Raw genomic sequence first — 17,463 nt, 5'->3', positions numbered from 1 at the left:
CTAAAGAACACACTGAAAAACGTGGCAAAATAGTTATTAGCAACAATCTCTCAGAGCGACCTGCCGAGGCAGAGAGTCGTTCACGTATTGGGGATTGGGAAGGTGATACTGTTGCCGGAAAGAAGAATGGTCCTTGTCTAGTTACACTCGCAGACCGAAAAAGTCGATTTCTTCTATGCATGAAGGCAGAAAAGAAAACTTCCACTCTTGTGAGTGAGATTATGATTAAATGTCTTAAAGAACAGCCATTATTCTCCATTACTCCAGATCGCGGAAAGGAATTTGCCAAGCATGCAGAAACTTCGGCAGCATTAAACAATGTACAGTTTTACTTTCCACAGCCGCATCAGCCATGGCAACGTGGAACAAATGAAAATACTAACGGTTTAATTCGCGAATACTTCCCGAAGGGAACCGATCTTTCAAAGTACAGCGATGAATATATACAAAGCAAAGTGGATGAATTAAACAGACGACCTCGAAAATGCTTAGGCTACCTAACTCCTTATGAGGTTTATTATTCAACCTCGTTGCACTTGACTTGACAATTCAAGCCGCAAAAGGATATTTCTTGGAAAAACTAATAGATTTAGTTCAAGCTCGAGAAAACAGCAACGTATTTGCGAAGTCAACTGAGCATCCGGAATGGGATGACTGGGTTAGCTCTACAATTGAAGCCTACGCGCTTATAGATAACGCCATTGGTATAGAGAAACAACCAAGGCCATCTTTTATCGGAGGAATATATATAGCTGGAGGATGCAAATGGCCGGACGAAGTTAACCTATCGATAAAGCAAGGCGACAATATAGGGGAGGTAATTAGAAGTTATCTCATACTGTGGAACATGTCTCCTATAATTGAAATTAGGAAGTGGCCTCTCGGGCCAGTAATGGAAAAATGGGAAAAAGACCCGGACGAACCTCATTTTACATATCTGATCGGTATAAAACTAGGACGAGACATAAGTGAACAAGTAATATTTGGCAAAGGATATGAAAATGTATCACGCATAGAATATCAATACGATGATAGTGACTCGTTCCCGTATTATCAAATTGCTCAAACGATGGAAACAACAGGGTTCAGCAATGAAGAGGTTATTTCTGATGAAAGCGGACAGCGCAAGGGAAGGATTACAGAGCATTATATTGATGCAAATAATAGGCCTAGGGATGTGGACTATTATCCTAAAAAAGTAATCGAAGGAAACGTGTCAGGAATTGAACTCAAGCCGGCTAACGAGGCGCAAATACGCGAGCAAATGAGACAGCAGGCCAAGGTTGATATGCTTAATCATTATAAACAGGAAACAATAGTTGCTGACGTAATTCAGAACAACACCTATTATTTGAAGGATTATGACATTGGAGACCTATGCAGCATATCATTCGATGAAATTGAGCAAACATTCAAAGCGCGAATAGTTGAAGTAAGCGAAACATATAGCAAAAACAAATTGGAAGTTAAGATTACCTTTGGAACACCGAGGAAAGCAAAATATATCCCGGTTGGTATATAGGAAGGAGAATATATGATAAGTTATCCATTTATCTCTCATATAACAACAGCTGAGCCATACGGCGATAGGGCGATAGATCATAAAACCGAGCGCACCTTCAACAAGTTGTGTTGGAGCAACGGAGTATTTATGATGAATGCGGATGGCAGTGAACTACAGGTAATTGCATCTAATAATATGACACTTAGTGTGTTACCCGGTGGTTGTCACATTGAAGGTACGAGAGGATATGAAGCAAGCAAGAGGGATATTACAATCAGTGCTGCACACCCATCCCTAAAGAGGATAGACAGAATCGTAATAAGAATGGACGATTCTGATAGTGTCAGAGGCATAGAAATATACAAGAAGGAAGGAGTCCCATCCACAACGCCAACAGCTCCTGAATTAATTAGAGAATCGAATTATTACGAGCTGGCACTTGCGGATGTATATGTAATGCCTGCCGCTACTGAAATTACAAATAACAATATTGTTGATGTAAGACTGGACAGGGAACTTTGCGGAATGGTAGTCCCGGCGTTCCCTACACCGTTAAATCTCGAGTCGATATCTAATCAGTATGTGGGGTTACTGCAGAGTGCAGTGGAAGGCACTGCAGCGGGAAATCTGCAGAACTCGATCACTAAGTTAAGACGAGACATACGGACAGCGGAAATCAGTGTCATAGACGTGCATATCAACAGCCCGAGTTTAGAATCCGAACTAGTAGATTTTTTCGGGTCGAGCATCAGTGTATAGGAGGTAGATGATATGATTTCGGTAAAAAATACGCTAGAAGCGATGATGAATAAATTTAAGAGCATCGATGCCTTAGATACGGGCATCAGGACAAAAGTTGTGACAGAGCATATCAACATCCGGAAGGGCATCAACAATTTAGAAGTCCTTGATATCGATGTCGATAAAATTGTGTCGATAAGCGGAACAGTGCACTACTCCAACTACGTGCTACCTTTGTCCTACCCGCAACTCAATTACGGTAGCGGAGGGTACATAGAATGGGGGCTGGCCGCAGTTGTTATAAGTAAGTCGCTTAAGCTAATATCCGGAGCTGATTGGAACAACTGCGATGTACAAGTCGTTATATCCTATGTGGGGGGGGTAAAACGCAGTAAAATCAAGGCTTTTAAAACTTTTGTAAAAATGAAGTTGGGAGGTGTTAAGTAATGATATCTCTCAATAAATTTATGCTTGAGGTCAAGAATAAGTTAAAAGGCCTGGAAGAAAAAAAGCTGGTGCAGGAACGAATCGATTTCGGTGCGACATGGACGGCTCCGCTTGACGGAATCATCGTCCGTGGAGGCAGAGCTCAAGCTAACACATCTTATATGTTTTGCAATGACAAAACCGACAACGCCTTCGTCGGAATGTGTACTATTGAGTACAACCAGCACTACGGCACAATGATGTGTCCGGTTATTAAAGGACACATCTATGAATTCAAGCAGCAGTATTGGCAGGAGCAAGATAATCTATACATTTATAATGTGTACAATCAATAACGTGAATTATTAAAATGAGGTGGAAGACATAATGATTGATTGGACAAGTATCATAGTGGCAGGGATAACCGCCCTGGGAGCAGGGGCAGGGTCCCTATATGGAATCCGTAAGACTGCTAGTCTTACGGAATACAAGATTGATCGCCTAACTGACGAGGTTCGGAAGCATAATGATTTCGCGACTAGAATTCCAGTATTAGCTGAAAAAATAAAGGTTGTGAATCACAGACTGGACGACCTCGAGGACGATCGTCGTTAATTAAGTTAGTTATTAGTTATCCGGGCATAGCTCGGTATTTTTATTGACTGAAAGGAGAACACAATGAAAATTAATTGGAAGGTTAGATTTAAGAACAAGGTGTGGCTTCTGACATTTATTGCAGCAGTACTAACGCTCATATACAGAATACTGGAAGTTCTGAATATTGCGCCGCAGATTGAGCAGGAAAAGCTTATGGAGCTGGCGTCTATGCTTGTAGGTATTCTTGTACTTCTCGGTGTAGTGACAGACCCTACTACCAAAGGTGCAAAGGATAGTGACCTTGCTATGAGTTATACTAAACCTGCAAACAAGCTCCCTGAGATTGATGCGCAGTATGCAGAGCCAACCCCTGAAGAACAAATTAATACGGGAGGAAAGATGAATGGGTAGTATGTGGTTTAATCAGTATGATCCGCGTTGGTCAAAAAAAGCATATGCAGGTAGGACCATGGCAGCTTCTGGCTGCGGTCCTACTGCTATAGCTAATATCGTTAGTTCTAAACACTCTGGTGTTACGCCTGCTGATGTTGCTGATTGGCTTACATCACACGGCTATGCTTCAAATGGCAACGGAACTTACTGGAGCGGCATTAAGGCGGCACTTGATGCATATGGCTGTCCTGCTATTCAGCACAGCTCTATGCAGCCGTTCTTTGATGAAATGGCTAAAGGTAACAGATGGGGAGTTATACTCTTTAGAGCAGGTACACGTGGAGGTATCACATGGACAGGTGGCGGTCATTTTGTTGCTATCGTAAAAGGATATGAGTACAGAAATGGCAAGCATTATCTGTACGTATCTGATTCCGGAAGCAGAGGACATGATGGTTGGTATACTTACGAGGAGCATATGCGGGGACTTATTCCTACACTTTGGTCTTGTATTGTAGATGGAAGTACAGCTCCGGCACCTACTCCCAGTCCAAACCCATCGGCACCATCAGGCACAAGTGTATCCACACTTTATCAAGTTAAATCTCCCATAGGACTTAATGTGAGAGGTGGTGCAGGTACAAGCTACGCTAAAATAGGCGGGCTTGCAAATAACACTAAAGTTACTGTTACACAGATATCCGGGAACTGGGGGTATGCTCCTAATGCAGGCGGATGGGTGTGTATGGATTATCTTGTTAAAGTTGGAACCGGCGCAGGAGTATCTACTAATGTAGTAGCCGGTGGTACTTATACGCTTACGATGGATATGCGTGTACGCACCGGTCCCGGCACAGGATTTAGAAATAAGAAACGTAGTGAGCTTACACCTGATGGAAAGAAGCATGCCAGAGTAGGTGTTTATGCAGTCCTTGCTGCCGGAACTCGTGTAACTGTTCTGGAGATTAGAGGTAACTGGGCTAGGATTCCATCAGGCTGGGTATGCATCTGGCAAGGCAACACAAGATACATGAGGTAGATTATGCATACAGGAGACAGAATTGTATTTACGTTAATTAATGCACTTGTAGCCATAGATTTGGGGGCCTTTGGCTGGACGTTCTTTTAATATATGGTATAATGTCGATAATCAGTTCAGGTGTTTTGGTGGAAGGATAATTGCTTGACACTATTAATAATAGAGTCGTAAATTCTTGCGAAAAAATAAAATGAAAAACGTGACTATTTCGTGACTTTTTGAAAGTGTTTTATAAAATGATGCATTTTATCACCTTATAGAATCGTTGAAATCTCAATGTGTATATAGTGTAAGTAATTGCAAATAATGGTTGGGTTTGTAGTTCAAATCCCCCTCTCTCCGCCAAAAGAGCCTCGCAATCTCAAGGGTTGCGAGGTTTTCATTTTACGCATATTCTGAGCGAATAAGGGGATTAGGAATTTGAAATCATTAATACAGAGCAAAAAAGCATTGTTTATAATAGCTATAATTATGTTGGCGGCGATTTACGTATTATCGATTAGAAATACAGCAGGAGACAAGTCGGGACAGCATAAGCTCAAACCCGTTCCGACCAAAGCAGTTGAGCTTCCGTCTTCGTATGAAAGGCCGTCTGGGGAACCGGGTCATGTTGAGGAGCTTTCCTATAAGACAACTCTTATCGACGGAAGTGGCAGGGTAGTTGATAAGAACGCTATGGTGTATTTGCCATATGGATATGACAAGAGCAGGAAATACGATATTTTCTATCTCAACCATGGCTACGGAGCTTCAAATACCACATTCCTCGGTACGCCGAACAGTCCGCACGCCTTCAAGCACATACTCGACAACATGATACAGAACGGTGATATCAAGCCGATTATCGTTGTGACTCCGACATATACATTTGAATATGGCAGGAATGTGGAAAATATACAGACGGCAATGGGGATGGAGATTACAAACGATCTGATGCCTGCAGTGGAGGGTAAATATAGCACCTATGCGACGGAGCCTACAGCTGCAGAATTCAGAAAGTCGCGCAATCACAGAGGTATTGGCGGTTTCTCCCTCGGAGGAAGCACCGCTTGGTGGGCTTTTCGCAACCACATAGATATTTTCAAGTACTACCTGCCTATAAGTATGCCTCTCTACTATGATGAATCCGGCTACGTGAAGTCGCAGGACGATGCTACCTCTCCTTCGCTTGCCGCCTCTGCAAGGGCTTCCGGATACAAGCAGAGCGACTACAGGATATATGCGGCATCCGGTGATAAGGATTTCATGCACAGTGCGACCGAGCATGTAGTCGAGACGCTGCGTGGGTATCCCGAGCAGTTCACCTATACGGATACAAATTTTGAAAAAGGCAATCTCATGTACACGGAGTTCCCCGGCAAGCATCGCTATTATTACTCGTTCCCGTATATATACAACGGTCTTATGAGGTTCTTCCGCGATTAGTGCTTTTGGCGTAGCAATGTTCATGCACATCGCATATTGGGTACATGATGATAACATGCAGAAGGGCAGCACCGCTTTTATACGGGTGCTGCCCTTTAAAATTCGCAACTGGGATTCACGCCCCGGCCGCACAGGTGAGCTGAACGGTATATGTATATGTATATGTATATGCCGCTATTGCGCCAAGACCTTTTGTATGACTTATCGGTGCTCTGCCTTGTACTGCTTGAGTGCTGCGGACAGCTGATCCGGACATGAGGTGTCCTTGAAGCCGCATTTGATGCCCTCGAGTCTCTCAATCACGTCGTCGACATGCATTCCCTTGACGAGACTGGAGATACCCTGCGCGTTGCCGGCGCAGCCACCTATGAACTCCACTGATTTAACTATTCCGTCCTCGATCTCGAGACTTAACAGCTGGGCGCACACGCCCTCCGGCTTATATATCATATTCTGTTCCTTTCTCTTCTCAGCTTGAGCCTGCGCTTAACTATGAGCTGGTAGGCGGCGGCGGTTGCAACATCTTCGATTACACGGAGATAATCATCGTCCGGCTTGGTGTGCGAGATGCTGTCGGCATAGGTCGAATCTATTGCTGACTCCAGTGTAGAGCAATAGAGGTTGTACGATTCGGACAACTCGTGACCGGCATCGTCATCGTTAAGAGCTGCTATCAGCTCGGCGATTTCCTGCACGTTGAAGATCGACTTTAGCGTGATAATTACGAACAGTCTGGCGACTGTGCTCCTGTCGTAGCGCCTTTTGACCGGCGATGGAACTACGCATAGCTTGACATAATTATTGACCATTGTGCTGGTGAGCAGATAGCTCTCTCCGTAGTTCTCTTCAAAATGCGGGTTGATCAGCGACAGCATCTGATCCATATATAGCCCCATCTCAGGCAACTCGTGCCATCTCGGCAGACGCAGCCGCGTGCTGCGCCGTATATTCCGTATATCTCGATTGTGCGTCATAATTCCTTTCCGGCCGCGCTCCATACAGGGATAGTACCATAGGTGAGCGTGAGCTTCAAACATAAATTCAGCGTTAAATAAAACAGAATTTATCAGTAATCTTGTATAAAAATCAAATTAACCATTGCTAAACCCCGATGATTAGAGTATCATCAGCATATGTTAGATTATAATACTAAATAATATAGTTTTCAAAACTATTTTAAAAATTTTCGTAAATTGCACTTTCCCGGCACGTCGGAATACTGCGTGTATGCGTATGAAGCTTTAGAGCTCTACGTATTAGGAAGGCATTTAGGCTACGTAGATAGACGGAGGTTATTTTGGAGAATATTAGAGAAATATTGGAGCTGGCGGTCGGCAGATACGGGGGCAACAAGGCGTTTAGGCTTAAGACCGACAAGGGCGAATACCGTGATATCACATATATCAGATATTACGAGGAAATCAGGTGTCTCGGCGAGGCCTTTCTGGGCAGGGAATTCTCCGGCAAGAGAATTGTCGTGATAGGAAAGAACAGCTATAACTGGTATCTGGCCAACATGGCTACGCTCACTACGGGCAATATCACTGTTCCGCTCGACAAGGAGCTCAAGTATGAGGAGTTCGAGTCGTCACTCATAAGAAGTGAGGCGGAGGTTATATTTTATGACAAGCAAGAGGAGACGGGAGTGCTCAAGGCGCTTGAATCCGGTAAGACCGGTATTAAGTATGCGTTTCCGCTGTTTAAGGCTGAGGATAGAACTGATATTTTCGATCTTACAGTTGAAGGCAAGGAATTAATCGACAGCGGAGCAGACAAGTTCTCAGGGGTGAGAATAGACCCGGATATCGCATCGTTCCTTATATTCACATCAGGTACAACCTCGCAATCCAAGATAGTTATGCTGTCTCAGAGGAATGTTGTGTCCAATGTCGTTAACACTCTTGCATCAGAACCGATATATGCAACAGATATTAATATCGCGCTGCTGCCGTATCATCACACCTTTGGATTGACGTGTCAGTTGGTAATTTTGGCTGCCGGGGCTTGTACGGTTTATTGCGATGGCCTCAAGCATATTCAGCAGAACTTCAAGGAATATAAGGTTTCAATATTTGTAGGAGTACCACTCCTGATTGAAACCATGTACAGCAGAATTCTTAAGAAGGCTGAGAAGGAGGGGATGACCGGCAGACTTAAAACCATGGGTAGATTTGTCAGAGTGCTGGGTAAGGCTCACATCGATATCAGACGTAACGTATTTAAGGGTGTGCTCGAGGCTTTTGGCGGAAACCTCCGCATGGTTATCCTCGGAGCTGCAGCCGCTGATCCTGAGTGCATCAGGGGGTGGCACGACTTCGGTGTTATCTGCCTGCAGGGCTATGGCCTGACAGAGACATCACCTGTGCTCGCTGCTGAGAGACCGGATCACAGAAGACCGGGCTCCATTGGAGTTCCAATAGAAGGGGTCAGCATGGATATTTACGATCCGGATGAGAACGGCATCGGCGAGATAATCGCGCGCGGCGAGAACGTCATGCTCGGCTATTACGAGAATGAGGAGGCGACGAAGGCCTGCATTTACGACGGCTGGTTCCACACAGGTGACCTCGGGTATCGCGACAAGGATGGTTATTTCTACATTACGGGTCGCAAAAAAAACGTGATCGTGCTCAAGAACGGCAAGAACGTTTTCCCTGAAGAGATAGAGCAGGAGCTAAATTCTCTCTCATACAAAGAAGAGGCGATTGTCGCAGGTATTCCGAATGACGGTGATGACCGTGATCCCGTAGTAGCACTCAAGCTAGTGTATAATCCTGAGGATTTTGAAGGCAAAACAACGGAAGAAATTCATAAATCGATAGAGGCTGATGTTGAGAAAATCAACGATAAGCTGCCGACATACAAGCGCATCAAGAGAGTGTACACCACTGACGAGCCTATGGAGAAGACCAGCACGCAGAAGATCAAGAGATTTGTGGAGATACAAAAGATAATCGACGCAGAGAAGGCGGGAAAAGCGAAGAAAGAAAAGAAATGAAAGCTCCGCGCACCCACTGATACACGGAGCTTGGATATATGGCTTCAATTTATGCTTGGATCAGCAGCTCGGCTATCTGCACCGCGTTGGTTGCAGCGCCCTTGCGCACCTGATCTCCTGCGCACCAGAGGTTGATGCCGTTTTCGCACACAAGGTCACGTCTGATGCGACCCACAAACACGATGTCCTGATCGCTAGTATCGATAGGCATCGGATAGCTCATATCGTTCGGCACATCGACCAGCTTGCAGCCTTCTGCGCTTGCAATAGCCTTTCTAACTTCATCGAGATCCAGCCTGCTCTCGGTAATTACGTTGGCGGAGATGGAGTGCGAGCGTTCGACCGGAACTCTGACGCATGTGCAGGATACATTCAGCTCAGGCAAATGCATGATCTTGCGTCCTTCGTTTTGGAGCTTCATCTCTTCGGATGTGTAGAGATTATCCTTGAAGCCTCCGATATGAGGAATTACGTTGAATGCTATCTGATGCTGAAACACTTTAGGCGGTGTTATAGCTTCGCCTGCAAGCACCTGTCCGGTCTGCTCAAACAGCTCGACAGGACCGCCTGCGCCGGCTCCGCTCACGGCCTGATATGTCGAAGCGTAGATACCCTTGATAGGCGATAGCTTGTTGATAGCATTGATAGCTACAAGTGTGATGATTGTCGAGCAATTTGGATTAGCGATGATGCCGCTATGCTTAAAGGCGTCATAGGGGTTGATCTCCGGTACGACTAGCGGCACATCAGGCTCAAGCCTGTATGCACTCGAGTTGTCGATGTAGGTAGCCCCCGAAGCCTTGATTGCCGGCGTAAATCTGACTGATATGTCGTTCTCGGCAGCGCCCAGTACGAAGTCCAAGCCTTCAAAAGAATCGTCTGTTGCTTCCTGTATCGCAACCTTGCCGTACTTCTCCGTCTGAACCTCCTTGCCTGCGCTTCGCTTGCTGGCGAGTAAACGGAGCTCTGAGAGAGGGAAGTCCTTCTCCTGCAACACCTTGAGCATTTCCTGACCTACGGCACCGGTGGCGCCGAGGATTCCTAATCTGTATTTCTGCATATCTTGTTTCTCCCGCTTCGAGAAGCCGCGACTCTCGAACCCCTTTCTGATGTGATATTTCTATTTTGCGAAGCTCTCGTATAGAACCCTGATGGCCTTTTCAAAATCATCGTTAAACACGCCGATCATGATGTTGATCTCGTCCGCGCACTGCTCGATGATGCGTATGTTGACCTTGTTGACCCCCAGTGCTCCGAAGATTTTTCCTGAGATTCCGGTCTTGTAAGCCATCTGTCTGCCGACTATAGCTATTATGCTGATACCCTGATCGATTTCAGCATCCACACCGCACTCTCGCTTGATAGCAGACAGCACGTCGTACTTGCGGTGCTCTAATTTTGCGGTTGGAGTTACTATGGAGAAGCTGTCAACACCGCTCGGAATCTGTGATATAGGTATGTCGTACTGCTCACAGATGTCGATTACCTTGCGCAGCGTATTGAGGTTGTTTCCTATATTACCCTTAGCGATCTTGATAAGCGAGAAGTCTCGTTTGCCGGTGATTCCGGTGATGAATCTGTGGCTTTCCTCCGGACTCGCCGCACCGAAGCTCTCACGGATAATAGTTCCCGGATTATCGGGCTCGTTGGTATTCCTGATGTTGAGCGGGATATCCTTGGCGCGAACAGGAAACACTGTGTCCTCGTGAAGGACGGCCGCACCCATGTAGGAGAGCTCTCGCAGCTCTGCGTACGTCACGCGCGCGATGCTCTTAGGATTATCAACTATGTGAGGGTCGACCATGAGGATGCCGGACACATCTGTCCAGTTCTCGTACACATCGGCATCCAGCGAGGCTGCGGCAATCGCTCCGGATACGTCGGAGCCACCACGTGAAAACACCTTAATCTCGCCGTTTGGAAGACTTCCGTAGAAACCGGGCATTACAATTCTGTTGTATACCTCGAATATCTCCTTGAAATTCTCCTCGGTCTTGTCCATATCCACTTCGCCGTTGTACTTGAAGCTGATGAGGTCAGCCGCATCGACAAATTGATAGCCGAGGTACTCAGCCATCAGCTTGGCGTTGAGGAACTCTCCCCTGGAAGCCAGATAGTCCATGGAGATTCGTTTATCCAGCTTGTCTCTGATAATCTCGAACTCGCGGTCCAGATCGAGCGTGAGGTGACACTCGGATCTGATATCCATGTAACGCTGTTCGATTATCTCAAAGATGCTGTCATACGATACATCGTATTTGATATGCGCCTTGACCAGATACAGCAGATCTGTCACCTTGTTGTCTTCCGCGGATCTTCGTCCCGGAGCAGATACTACCACCATGCGGCGGTCAGGATCCCGATCGATAATATTCTTAACCTTGGCGAACTGTTCCCCGTCGCTAAGTGAAGAACCACCAAATTTTGCAACCTTAATCATCCGTATTACTCCCTTATTCCGGCCATGAAGAAGCTGTCGTCGCTGCTCTTTGCAGCTATCTCATGAGCTGCTGCGACGCTCATCGGCTCTGTGATTCTGCGCTCTCCATTCTCTCTTACGTAGTATCTGTGCGATTCAATAGCGTTGTCGATGGTTACGTTAATCTTCTTGCTGTCTGCTGCTTTGAAGCCCCATCCGCTCTCGATGTCGAGCACGTCCTGAATTACGGATGTGCCTGTAGGGAATTTACCGGCGCCCTGTCCGTAGAAGGAAAGTGTGCCGATATGGTTGCCTGTCAGGCTGATGAGGTTGTTGTTGGCAGGAACACTTTCCTCGAGTGCGCCCTTGCCGACAAGAGTAGGCTCGACATATGCATAAGCTCCATACTCCGTGAGACCTGCGTTCATGAGGAGCTTGCAGGTATAGCTGTGCTGCCGGAAATACTTGATATCTCCCGCGTTGATGTTCTGTATACCAAATACCGGCACCTCATCCTCGGTAATACTCAACCCGAATGCGAGGTTGGCGGAGATGACGCACTTGCGCTGCGTGTCAAAGCCGCAGATATCCGCAGTCGGATCTTTTTCGGCATATCCGAGCGCCTGCGCCTTGGCTAATATTTCGGTGAAGTCGACAGGCTCGTTATGCATCGTGTCAAGAATGTAGTTGCACGTGCCGTTTACTATTCCGCTGATCGCGAGTATCTCATCGCTTCTCGACTGGCGCCTCAGATTAAAGAGCCATGGTATGCCGCCGCCTGCAGAGGCTGTGAATCGTAATTCCACACCGTATTGGTCTGCTAGCGCATGGAGCTCGTTCCAATATGCCGCTACGAGGTTCTTGTTAGGTGTCACAACGTGCTTGCCGCTCTTGATAGCAGCAGCTACGTACTCGTATGCAGGATGAAGACCGCCGATGCACTCAGCCACCAGTTCAATCTCTCTGTCATTTATGATGTCGTCATAATCTGTCGTGACGATATCTCCCAGTTCAGCTACTGCACGCCTGTGCAGCACGCGCTTGACCTCTATGTTATCTGCAGTCTTAGCGACTTCGTATGCGCCGCTGCCGACTACTCCGTATCCTAGAATTGCAATCTTCATAATTGTATGTTATGTATCCTCTCTAATATCCATATGTATTATGATTATGGACATTTCTTCTCAAAATCGCAAGTGTCCTTGTGTGAAAAACACTTGTGTTTCTACGAAGAATAATGTATCATAAACGCACAAAATACGCAACAGAAAAGAGAGATAAAATGTTGAATTATATAAGTACAAGAGATGTAAACCACAATGCTTCGTCGTCGCAGGCAGTGCTTGAGGGCTTGGCTCGGGACGGCGGACTGTATGTTCCTGAGGATTTGTCCGAATTAGTACTGGATTATAGGGATGTGATATCCGAAGATTACAGGGGAATGGCAAAAAAAATATTTGGCAAATTCTTTCCTGATTACGGTGAAAAGCTGATAGATTCGATAGTCGAGAGAAGCTACAGAGATAAGTTCAGCGCTGAAGAGATTACACCTCTGGTAAGCGTAGATGGCAGGTATGTGCTCGAGCTGTTCCGCGGACCAACCTGTGCGTTTAAGGACGTGGCACTTTCCGCACTTCCCAACCTCATGTCTGAGGCGGCCAAGCTCAACAATTTCAGCGACGAGATATTGATACTGACAGCTACCAGTGGAGACACCGGCAGCGCTGCACTCCATGGATTTTCGGATGTGCCCGGTATCAGGATTGCCGTGTTCTATCCGGATAAAGGTATTTCCGAGACGCAGAGGCTGCAGATGGTAACGCAGTCCGGGGCAAATACCGAGGCCTTTGGTGTGAGAGGCAACTTTGATGATGCGCAGTCAGGCGTCAAAAGCCTGTTTCGTGAGATCCCAAAGCCGTGCTCAGGAGTCTCGTTATCCAGCGCAAACTCTATCAATATTGGAAGGCTGGTTCCGCAGGTTGTATATTATTTTTCAGCATACAAATCTCTCATCGAGGTCGGGGATATACAGCTCGGCGATGCGGTCGATTATACGGTTCCGACAGGCAATTTCGGAGATATCATGGCCGGATATCTGGCCAAGCAGATGGGGCTGCCTGTAGGAAAGCTGATCTGCGCATCTAACAGAAACGACGTGCTGGCTGAGTTCCTGGAAACGGGACATTACAATAAGAAGAGACATTTTTACAAGACGTCCTCACCTTCGATGGATATTCTGGTATCCAGCAATCTGGAGAGACTGTTGTTCTTCGTCTGCGGTGCTGATAAGACTAAGGCATATATGAAGGAACTGGCTGAGCGTGGAGAGTACCGGATAGGCGAGGAAGAGCTGGCTCGGATAAAGAATGATTTTACAGGCTTTTCCTGCTCTGATGGAGAGGGGGCAGCTGCGATTGGCAAGCTGTTTAAGGATGCCGGCTACCTGATGGATACACATACGGCTATTGCTTGGGCGGCTTCGGACAAATACCTGAAGGCTGCAGGTAATGCGGGTTGCAAGAATGTTGTTCTCTCGACAGCTTCTCCATACAAGTTCACAGGTGCAGTTCTCGCGGCACTTGGTGAGAAGGCCTCGGGTGATGATATGGAGGACATGGAACTGCTCTCCAAGGTGTCGGGAACAGAGATTCCCGGCTCGCTCAGCTCGATATTTGACAAGGAGATAAAGCACAAGGACATCATTGATGTGGAAGAGATGAAGTCCGTAGTCGTGCAGTATGCCGGCAAAGGCAGGGTGTAACAGTGGATAGTAGATATCTTATAGTAGATAAGAAGATCCTTCCCGAATATTTTGAAAAAGTCGTCGAGGCCAGTCGGCTGCTTGCAGAATGTGAGGTGTCGGACATAAGCGAGGCAGTGAGAACTGTCGGTATATCGAGGAGTACCTATTACAAATACAAGGATTACGTGATGGAGCTCAGCGCTCGTAAGACCAGCAAGAGGGCGATTATGTCGTTGCAGCTGCGCCACGAGGCCGGAGTGCTGGAGAAGCTTATACGAGTAATTGCGAGCCATTCGTACAGTATTTGGACGATTAACCAGAGCCCTCCGGTCAATAATATTGCGAATGTTATGCTGGCACTCAACATGGACGATGCAACGTGCGGGCTGGAACGGCTGGTTGCGGACATGAGGGCTGCTGAAGGTATAAAGAAAGCCAATCTTATTGGTGTGGAATAGATAATTTCTATAGTCGTGAAATAGACAATGTTGATTGTTTGACACAATATTATAAATGAGATAGAATTTGTCATGACGAGAAGGAGTGTTTCACTGGTGAGGCGCTCCTGATTTTTATAGTGTTAGTGGAGGTAAGATGGATTTTAAACAAATTGAAGCTTTTGTTAATGTAGTAAGATTCAAGAGCTTTAGTCGTGCCGCAGATGCAACGTTCTTTACACAGCCTACCATAAGCACCCACATCAGTTCACTCGAGAAGGAGCTCAACACTAAGCTCCTTGATCGAAAGGGACGGACTGTAGAGATGACCCCACAGGGACAGAAATTCTACCAGTACGCCGTAGAGATGGTGAATGCACGAGCTCAAGCCATCGAAGCTCTGGATAGCGGAGATGACAATTTAGACGGAGTTCTCGAGCTGCAGACATCAACGGTTCCGGGTATAGCATTTCTCCCTGAGATTGTTCGCAAATTCAGCGAAGTACACCCTTTCACTCAATTCTACATCGAGATGAACGACAGTAAGGCCACTGTCGAGAGTCTCATTGAGAGGAGAGGCGAGATCGGATTTGTCGGCGAGTACGTAGCGGAGCCTGGTATCGAAGTCAATGAGATATTTACTGATCGTCCGGTGCTGCTTGTTCCGGGGAGCTATGATACGGATAAGGATACGATTATGATGGACGAACTGTCCAAGCTGCCGTTTATCTGGAGGGAAAACGGTTCGGCAACTCGAAAGTCATTCGAAGATACGGCTGCTTCAAGGGGCTATGACAAAAACAACTTTAGAGTAGTGTCAAGAACCAACGACCTCAACCTGATCATGCGCCTTGTTGCAAACGATGTCGGAGTATCAATATTGTCCGAGCGCACTGTCGGCAGGATTGTCAAAGGTGATGAGTTCAAGGTGCTCAAGATAGAGGGCTTTGACAAGCTGCGCAGCTTCTACATGATTACGCTCAAAAACGTGTTCTTATCGCCTGTAGCAGAGGCTTTCAGAAAGTTCGTGCTCGAGCATGCGGATAAGCATTAGCAGTCGATTGCTTGACTTAGGTATTAAAATACATTAAAAAAGGGTGATAGATATATGAAACAGCGGAAGTTCGTTTAGGCGGCTTTTTCTGTTTCATTTTTTCTGTTCCATTCCTCTCTGTCGGGAACATTGGAATAGATAAATGCGGTTCCTGTTCCTCTCTCCGTAATCTCGGAATACATAAACGGAACGGCACATCTTCAATATCCGCAAGGGATCAGAAACAGACTAAGTAAGGATTCAGTATATTACCGTTGGTGTTTATCCCATCGTAGAGGCCAAGTTCGGCAAAGTCTCGACTGCAGGATGGGAACGGGTGAAGAGCGGTATAGGCCGGGTTTCGCTTGACTATGTAAAATATGTTTAATTTTTTATCCGCCTGTCGGCTGTCCCACGGGATGGTCGATAGGCTTTTTGTTTTAAGAAGCCTAAATGTAATGGGGTTATAAAAATTTCTAAAATAGTGTTGACATCGTGCAAAGAACGTGTATAACACAGTTGTTGACACAGCGTCAGTAGGAGAGCGGCATGGACGCGGAGTTTGTGCAGCTTCAGATCAATTATGCGGATTGGGATAATCCTGCGATCCAGTCGCGCGGCGTATATGAGGTTGCAAGAAAGTACGGAAAGCCCATTGTTGTCATGGAGCCGTTGAAGGGCGGACTTCTTGCTAATCCACCGGAGCAGGTTACAAACATCCTTAAGGACTATGCGCCGGAAATGTCAACCGCCTCTTGGGGAATTCGCTTTGCTGCAAATCTTGAAGGGGTTCTCGTGGTTCTTTCCGGCATGAGTGACGCCTCTCAGATGGATGACAATATCTCCTATATGAAGGACTTTAAGGGCTTAGCTGCTGATGAGGAGGCATGTCTTATGAAGGCAAGAGATGAGCTTGCCCGCATTCCGTTGATCCCATGCACGACATGTAATTATTGTGCGAAGGTATGCCCAATGGAAATAGGGATTTCGGGTTCGTTTACTGCCAAAAATATCTATACGCTTTTCAACAATCTTGAGCGAGCAAAGTTACAGGAGAACTGGCTTGTAAAAGGACAAGGAAGAAAACAGGCGGCGGAGTGTATCAAATGCGGAAAATGCGAACAGGTATGTCCGCAGCATATCAAGATCAGAGAGGAACTGGCTGTGATCGCCGAAGAGTTTGGACAGAAAAGACAGGAGAATTGATAAAAAAAGGGCTTATAGGACAAAAAACGTGTTTTGCTAATCCCAGTAAGAAGGATAATTGTCCTCTCTATGGAGTTCACTCCAGACAATAGCATCACCCCACATAGGGATAGTTGAGGTGCGTTTTTCGCTATCCGAAATTCTTTCGTATATATCTGAAATGCTCTTGTCTGTGGGCATCACTCTCAATATTTCAGACACAGAAAGCGGCTCCGGTGAGTGCATATAACACCACCAGAAGACCGCTTTTATTCTTCTTTCGACAGATAACCCTCTATGGTCCCGGAGCAATGCTCTTATCCTCGAATTGACGCCTCCTTCGATCCGATTATTCGTTGACGGCAATTCATCTATTTCCTGACTTAACTGCTCATCCAGATATATGAACATGCTGTTTTCTTTTATCAGCCTTACAATGGAGCGCTGTGCCTTTAACAACCTTTTATGTGTGTATCTCCAGTTTCCATTTTCGTCACGGGACATCTGGCTCAGGAATTTGTTG

Annotated in this window: 19 protein-coding genes and 1 pseudogene; 14 read left to right on the top strand and 6 right to left on the bottom strand. The window is 46.3% G+C overall.

What is annotated here, in order from left to right:
* The 9 genes from HMPREF1152_RS00565 to HMPREF1152_RS00525 form a co-directional block, all read left to right on the top strand.
* On the top strand, positions 1 to 545 hold a 545-nt coding region (locus tag HMPREF1152_RS00565; RefSeq protein ID WP_009643175.1), incomplete at its 5' end, for an IS30 family transposase.
* A 26-nt stretch (positions 546 to 571) separates the two neighbouring features.
* Positions 572 to 1,522, top strand: coding sequence for a Gp37-like protein (locus tag HMPREF1152_RS00560; RefSeq protein ID WP_009643177.1), 951 nt, complete (start codon positions 572 to 574; stop codon positions 1,520 to 1,522).
* Between the two features lie 12 nt (positions 1,523 to 1,534).
* Positions 1,535 to 2,263, top strand: a complete 729-nt coding sequence (locus HMPREF1152_RS08805; protein WP_009643172.1) for a hypothetical protein — start codon at positions 1,535 to 1,537, stop codon at positions 2,261 to 2,263.
* 12 nt (positions 2,264 to 2,275) lie between these two features.
* Positions 2,276 to 2,692, top strand: a complete 417-nt coding sequence (locus HMPREF1152_RS00550; RefSeq protein ID WP_009643183.1) for a hypothetical protein — start codon at positions 2,276 to 2,278, stop codon at positions 2,690 to 2,692.
* Positions 2,692 to 3,027: a hypothetical protein gene (locus HMPREF1152_RS00545; RefSeq protein ID WP_009643167.1), complete on the top strand. Its 336-nt coding sequence runs from the start codon at positions 2,692 to 2,694 to the stop codon at positions 3,025 to 3,027. Before HMPREF1152_RS00550 ends, HMPREF1152_RS00545 begins: the two co-directional genes overlap by 1 nt.
* 31 nt (positions 3,028 to 3,058) lie before the next feature.
* On the top strand, positions 3,059 to 3,286 hold the full coding sequence (locus HMPREF1152_RS00540; protein ID WP_039883250.1) for a hypothetical protein: 228 nt from the start codon (positions 3,059 to 3,061) through the stop codon (positions 3,284 to 3,286).
* Positions 3,287 to 3,349: 63 nt separating this feature from the next.
* Positions 3,350 to 3,679: a phage holin gene (locus tag HMPREF1152_RS00535; protein ID WP_009643168.1), complete on the top strand. Its 330-nt coding sequence runs from the start codon at positions 3,350 to 3,352 to the stop codon at positions 3,677 to 3,679.
* On the top strand, positions 3,672 to 4,700 hold the full coding sequence (locus tag HMPREF1152_RS00530; RefSeq protein WP_009643185.1) for a C39 family peptidase: 1,029 nt from the start codon (positions 3,672 to 3,674) through the stop codon (positions 4,698 to 4,700). The genes HMPREF1152_RS00535 and HMPREF1152_RS00530 overlap by 8 nt, the downstream gene beginning before the upstream one ends.
* A 420-nt stretch (positions 4,701 to 5,120) precedes the next feature.
* Positions 5,121 to 6,125, top strand: a complete 1,005-nt coding sequence (locus HMPREF1152_RS00525) for an alpha/beta hydrolase (protein WP_009643173.1) — start codon at positions 5,121 to 5,123, stop codon at positions 6,123 to 6,125.
* Between the two features lie 201 nt (positions 6,126 to 6,326).
* Here HMPREF1152_RS00525 and HMPREF1152_RS00520 read toward each other — a convergent pair whose 3' ends face one another.
* The gene (locus HMPREF1152_RS00520) at positions 6,327 to 6,575 is read right to left on the bottom strand and encodes a TIGR03905 family TSCPD domain-containing protein (protein WP_009643182.1); all 249 of its coding nucleotides are present in this window, start codon (positions 6,573 to 6,575) and stop codon (positions 6,327 to 6,329) included.
* The gene (locus tag HMPREF1152_RS00515) at positions 6,572 to 7,099 is read right to left on the bottom strand and encodes a DUF1836 domain-containing protein (RefSeq protein ID WP_198004057.1); all 528 of its coding nucleotides are present in this window, start codon (positions 7,097 to 7,099) and stop codon (positions 6,572 to 6,574) included. The genes HMPREF1152_RS00520 and HMPREF1152_RS00515 overlap by 4 nt, the downstream gene beginning before the upstream one ends.
* A 323-nt stretch (positions 7,100 to 7,422) precedes the next feature.
* Between HMPREF1152_RS00515 and HMPREF1152_RS00510 the strand changes: the two genes are divergently transcribed.
* Positions 7,423 to 9,123, top strand: a complete 1,701-nt coding sequence (locus HMPREF1152_RS00510) for an AMP-dependent synthetase/ligase (RefSeq protein ID WP_009643180.1) — start codon at positions 7,423 to 7,425, stop codon at positions 9,121 to 9,123.
* 49 nt (positions 9,124 to 9,172) lie between these two features.
* Here HMPREF1152_RS00510 and HMPREF1152_RS00505 read toward each other — a convergent pair whose 3' ends face one another.
* From HMPREF1152_RS00505 to HMPREF1152_RS00495, 3 genes are read right to left on the bottom strand one after another with little or no spacing between them, the layout of a single operon-like run.
* On the bottom strand, positions 9,173 to 10,183 hold the full coding sequence (locus HMPREF1152_RS00505) for an aspartate-semialdehyde dehydrogenase (protein ID WP_009643169.1): 1,011 nt from the start codon (positions 10,181 to 10,183) through the stop codon (positions 9,173 to 9,175).
* A gap of 60 nt (positions 10,184 to 10,243) precedes the next feature.
* Positions 10,244 to 11,563: an aspartate kinase gene (locus tag HMPREF1152_RS00500; RefSeq protein ID WP_009643179.1), complete on the bottom strand. Its 1,320-nt coding sequence runs from the start codon at positions 11,561 to 11,563 to the stop codon at positions 10,244 to 10,246.
* Positions 11,564 to 11,568: 5 nt separating this feature from the next.
* On the bottom strand, positions 11,569 to 12,666 hold the full coding sequence (locus HMPREF1152_RS00495) for a homoserine dehydrogenase (RefSeq protein ID WP_009643181.1): 1,098 nt from the start codon (positions 12,664 to 12,666) through the stop codon (positions 11,569 to 11,571).
* A 158-nt stretch (positions 12,667 to 12,824) separates the two neighbouring features.
* Here HMPREF1152_RS00495 and thrC point away from each other — a divergent pair, with 158 nt between their 5' ends.
* From thrC to HMPREF1152_RS00475, 4 genes are all read left to right on the top strand, one after another.
* Positions 12,825 to 14,303, top strand: coding sequence for a threonine synthase (gene thrC, locus HMPREF1152_RS00490; protein ID WP_009643184.1), 1,479 nt, complete (start codon positions 12,825 to 12,827; stop codon positions 14,301 to 14,303).
* Between the two features lie 2 nt (positions 14,304 to 14,305).
* Positions 14,306 to 14,743, top strand: coding sequence for an ACT domain-containing protein (locus HMPREF1152_RS00485; protein WP_009643178.1), 438 nt, complete (start codon positions 14,306 to 14,308; stop codon positions 14,741 to 14,743).
* A 136-nt stretch (positions 14,744 to 14,879) separates the two neighbouring features.
* Positions 14,880 to 15,776, top strand: coding sequence for a selenium metabolism-associated LysR family transcriptional regulator (locus tag HMPREF1152_RS00480; protein WP_009643171.1), 897 nt, complete (start codon positions 14,880 to 14,882; stop codon positions 15,774 to 15,776).
* Between the two features lie 528 nt (positions 15,777 to 16,304).
* Entirely contained in the window at positions 16,305 to 16,961 is a 657-nt protein-coding gene (locus HMPREF1152_RS00475; RefSeq protein ID WP_009643170.1) for an aldo/keto reductase, read from the top strand.
* A gap of 36 nt (positions 16,962 to 16,997) precedes the next feature.
* On the opposite strand, the pseudogene HMPREF1152_RS09665 reads toward HMPREF1152_RS00475, so the two are convergent.
* A pseudogene (locus HMPREF1152_RS09665) lies at positions 16,998 to 17,463 on the bottom strand (IS256 family transposase); the annotation flags it as partial.

This window comes from Mogibacterium sp. CM50 (genome assembly GCF_000293155.1).
GTDB lineage: Bacteria > Bacillota > Clostridia > Peptostreptococcales > Anaerovoracaceae > Mogibacterium > Mogibacterium timidum.
The sequence above is the reverse complement of the archived record's forward strand: the minus strand, read 5'-3'. Positions and strand labels throughout refer to the sequence as shown.

Bases quoted from the DNA above. Each gene is read 5' to 3' on its own strand.
- HMPREF1152_RS08805 (WP_009643172.1), top strand. From the start codon at position 1,535: ATGATAAGTTATCCATTTATCTCTCATATAACAACAGCTGAGCCATAC.
- HMPREF1152_RS00550 (WP_009643183.1), top strand. From the start codon at position 2,276: ATGATTTCGGTAAAAAATACGCTAGAAGCGATGATGAATAAATTTAAG.
- HMPREF1152_RS00545 (WP_009643167.1), top strand. From the start codon at position 2,692: ATGATATCTCTCAATAAATTTATGCTTGAGGTCAAGAATAAGTTAAAA.
- HMPREF1152_RS00540 (WP_039883250.1), top strand. From the start codon at position 3,059: ATGATTGATTGGACAAGTATCATAGTGGCAGGGATAACCGCCCTGGGA.
- HMPREF1152_RS00535 (WP_009643168.1), top strand. From the start codon at position 3,350: ATGAAAATTAATTGGAAGGTTAGATTTAAGAACAAGGTGTGGCTTCTG.
- HMPREF1152_RS00530 (WP_009643185.1), top strand. From the start codon at position 3,672: ATGGGTAGTATGTGGTTTAATCAGTATGATCCGCGTTGGTCAAAAAAA.
- HMPREF1152_RS00520 (WP_009643182.1), bottom strand. From the start codon at position 6,575: ATGATATATAAGCCGGAGGGCGTGTGCGCCCAGCTGTTAAGTCTCGAG.
- HMPREF1152_RS00515 (WP_198004057.1), bottom strand. From the start codon at position 7,099: ATGACGCACAATCGAGATATACGGAATATACGGCGCAGCACGCGGCTG.
- HMPREF1152_RS00505 (WP_009643169.1), bottom strand. From the start codon at position 10,183: ATGCAGAAATACAGATTAGGAATCCTCGGCGCCACCGGTGCCGTAGGT.
- HMPREF1152_RS00500 (WP_009643179.1), bottom strand. From the start codon at position 11,563: ATGATTAAGGTTGCAAAATTTGGTGGTTCTTCACTTAGCGACGGGGAA.
- HMPREF1152_RS00495 (WP_009643181.1), bottom strand. From the start codon at position 12,666: ATGAAGATTGCAATTCTAGGATACGGAGTAGTCGGCAGCGGCGCATAC.
- thrC (WP_009643184.1), top strand. From the start codon at position 12,825: ATGTTGAATTATATAAGTACAAGAGATGTAAACCACAATGCTTCGTCG.
- HMPREF1152_RS00480 (WP_009643171.1), top strand. From the start codon at position 14,880: ATGGATTTTAAACAAATTGAAGCTTTTGTTAATGTAGTAAGATTCAAG.
- HMPREF1152_RS00475 (WP_009643170.1), top strand. From the start codon at position 16,305: ATGGACGCGGAGTTTGTGCAGCTTCAGATCAATTATGCGGATTGGGAT.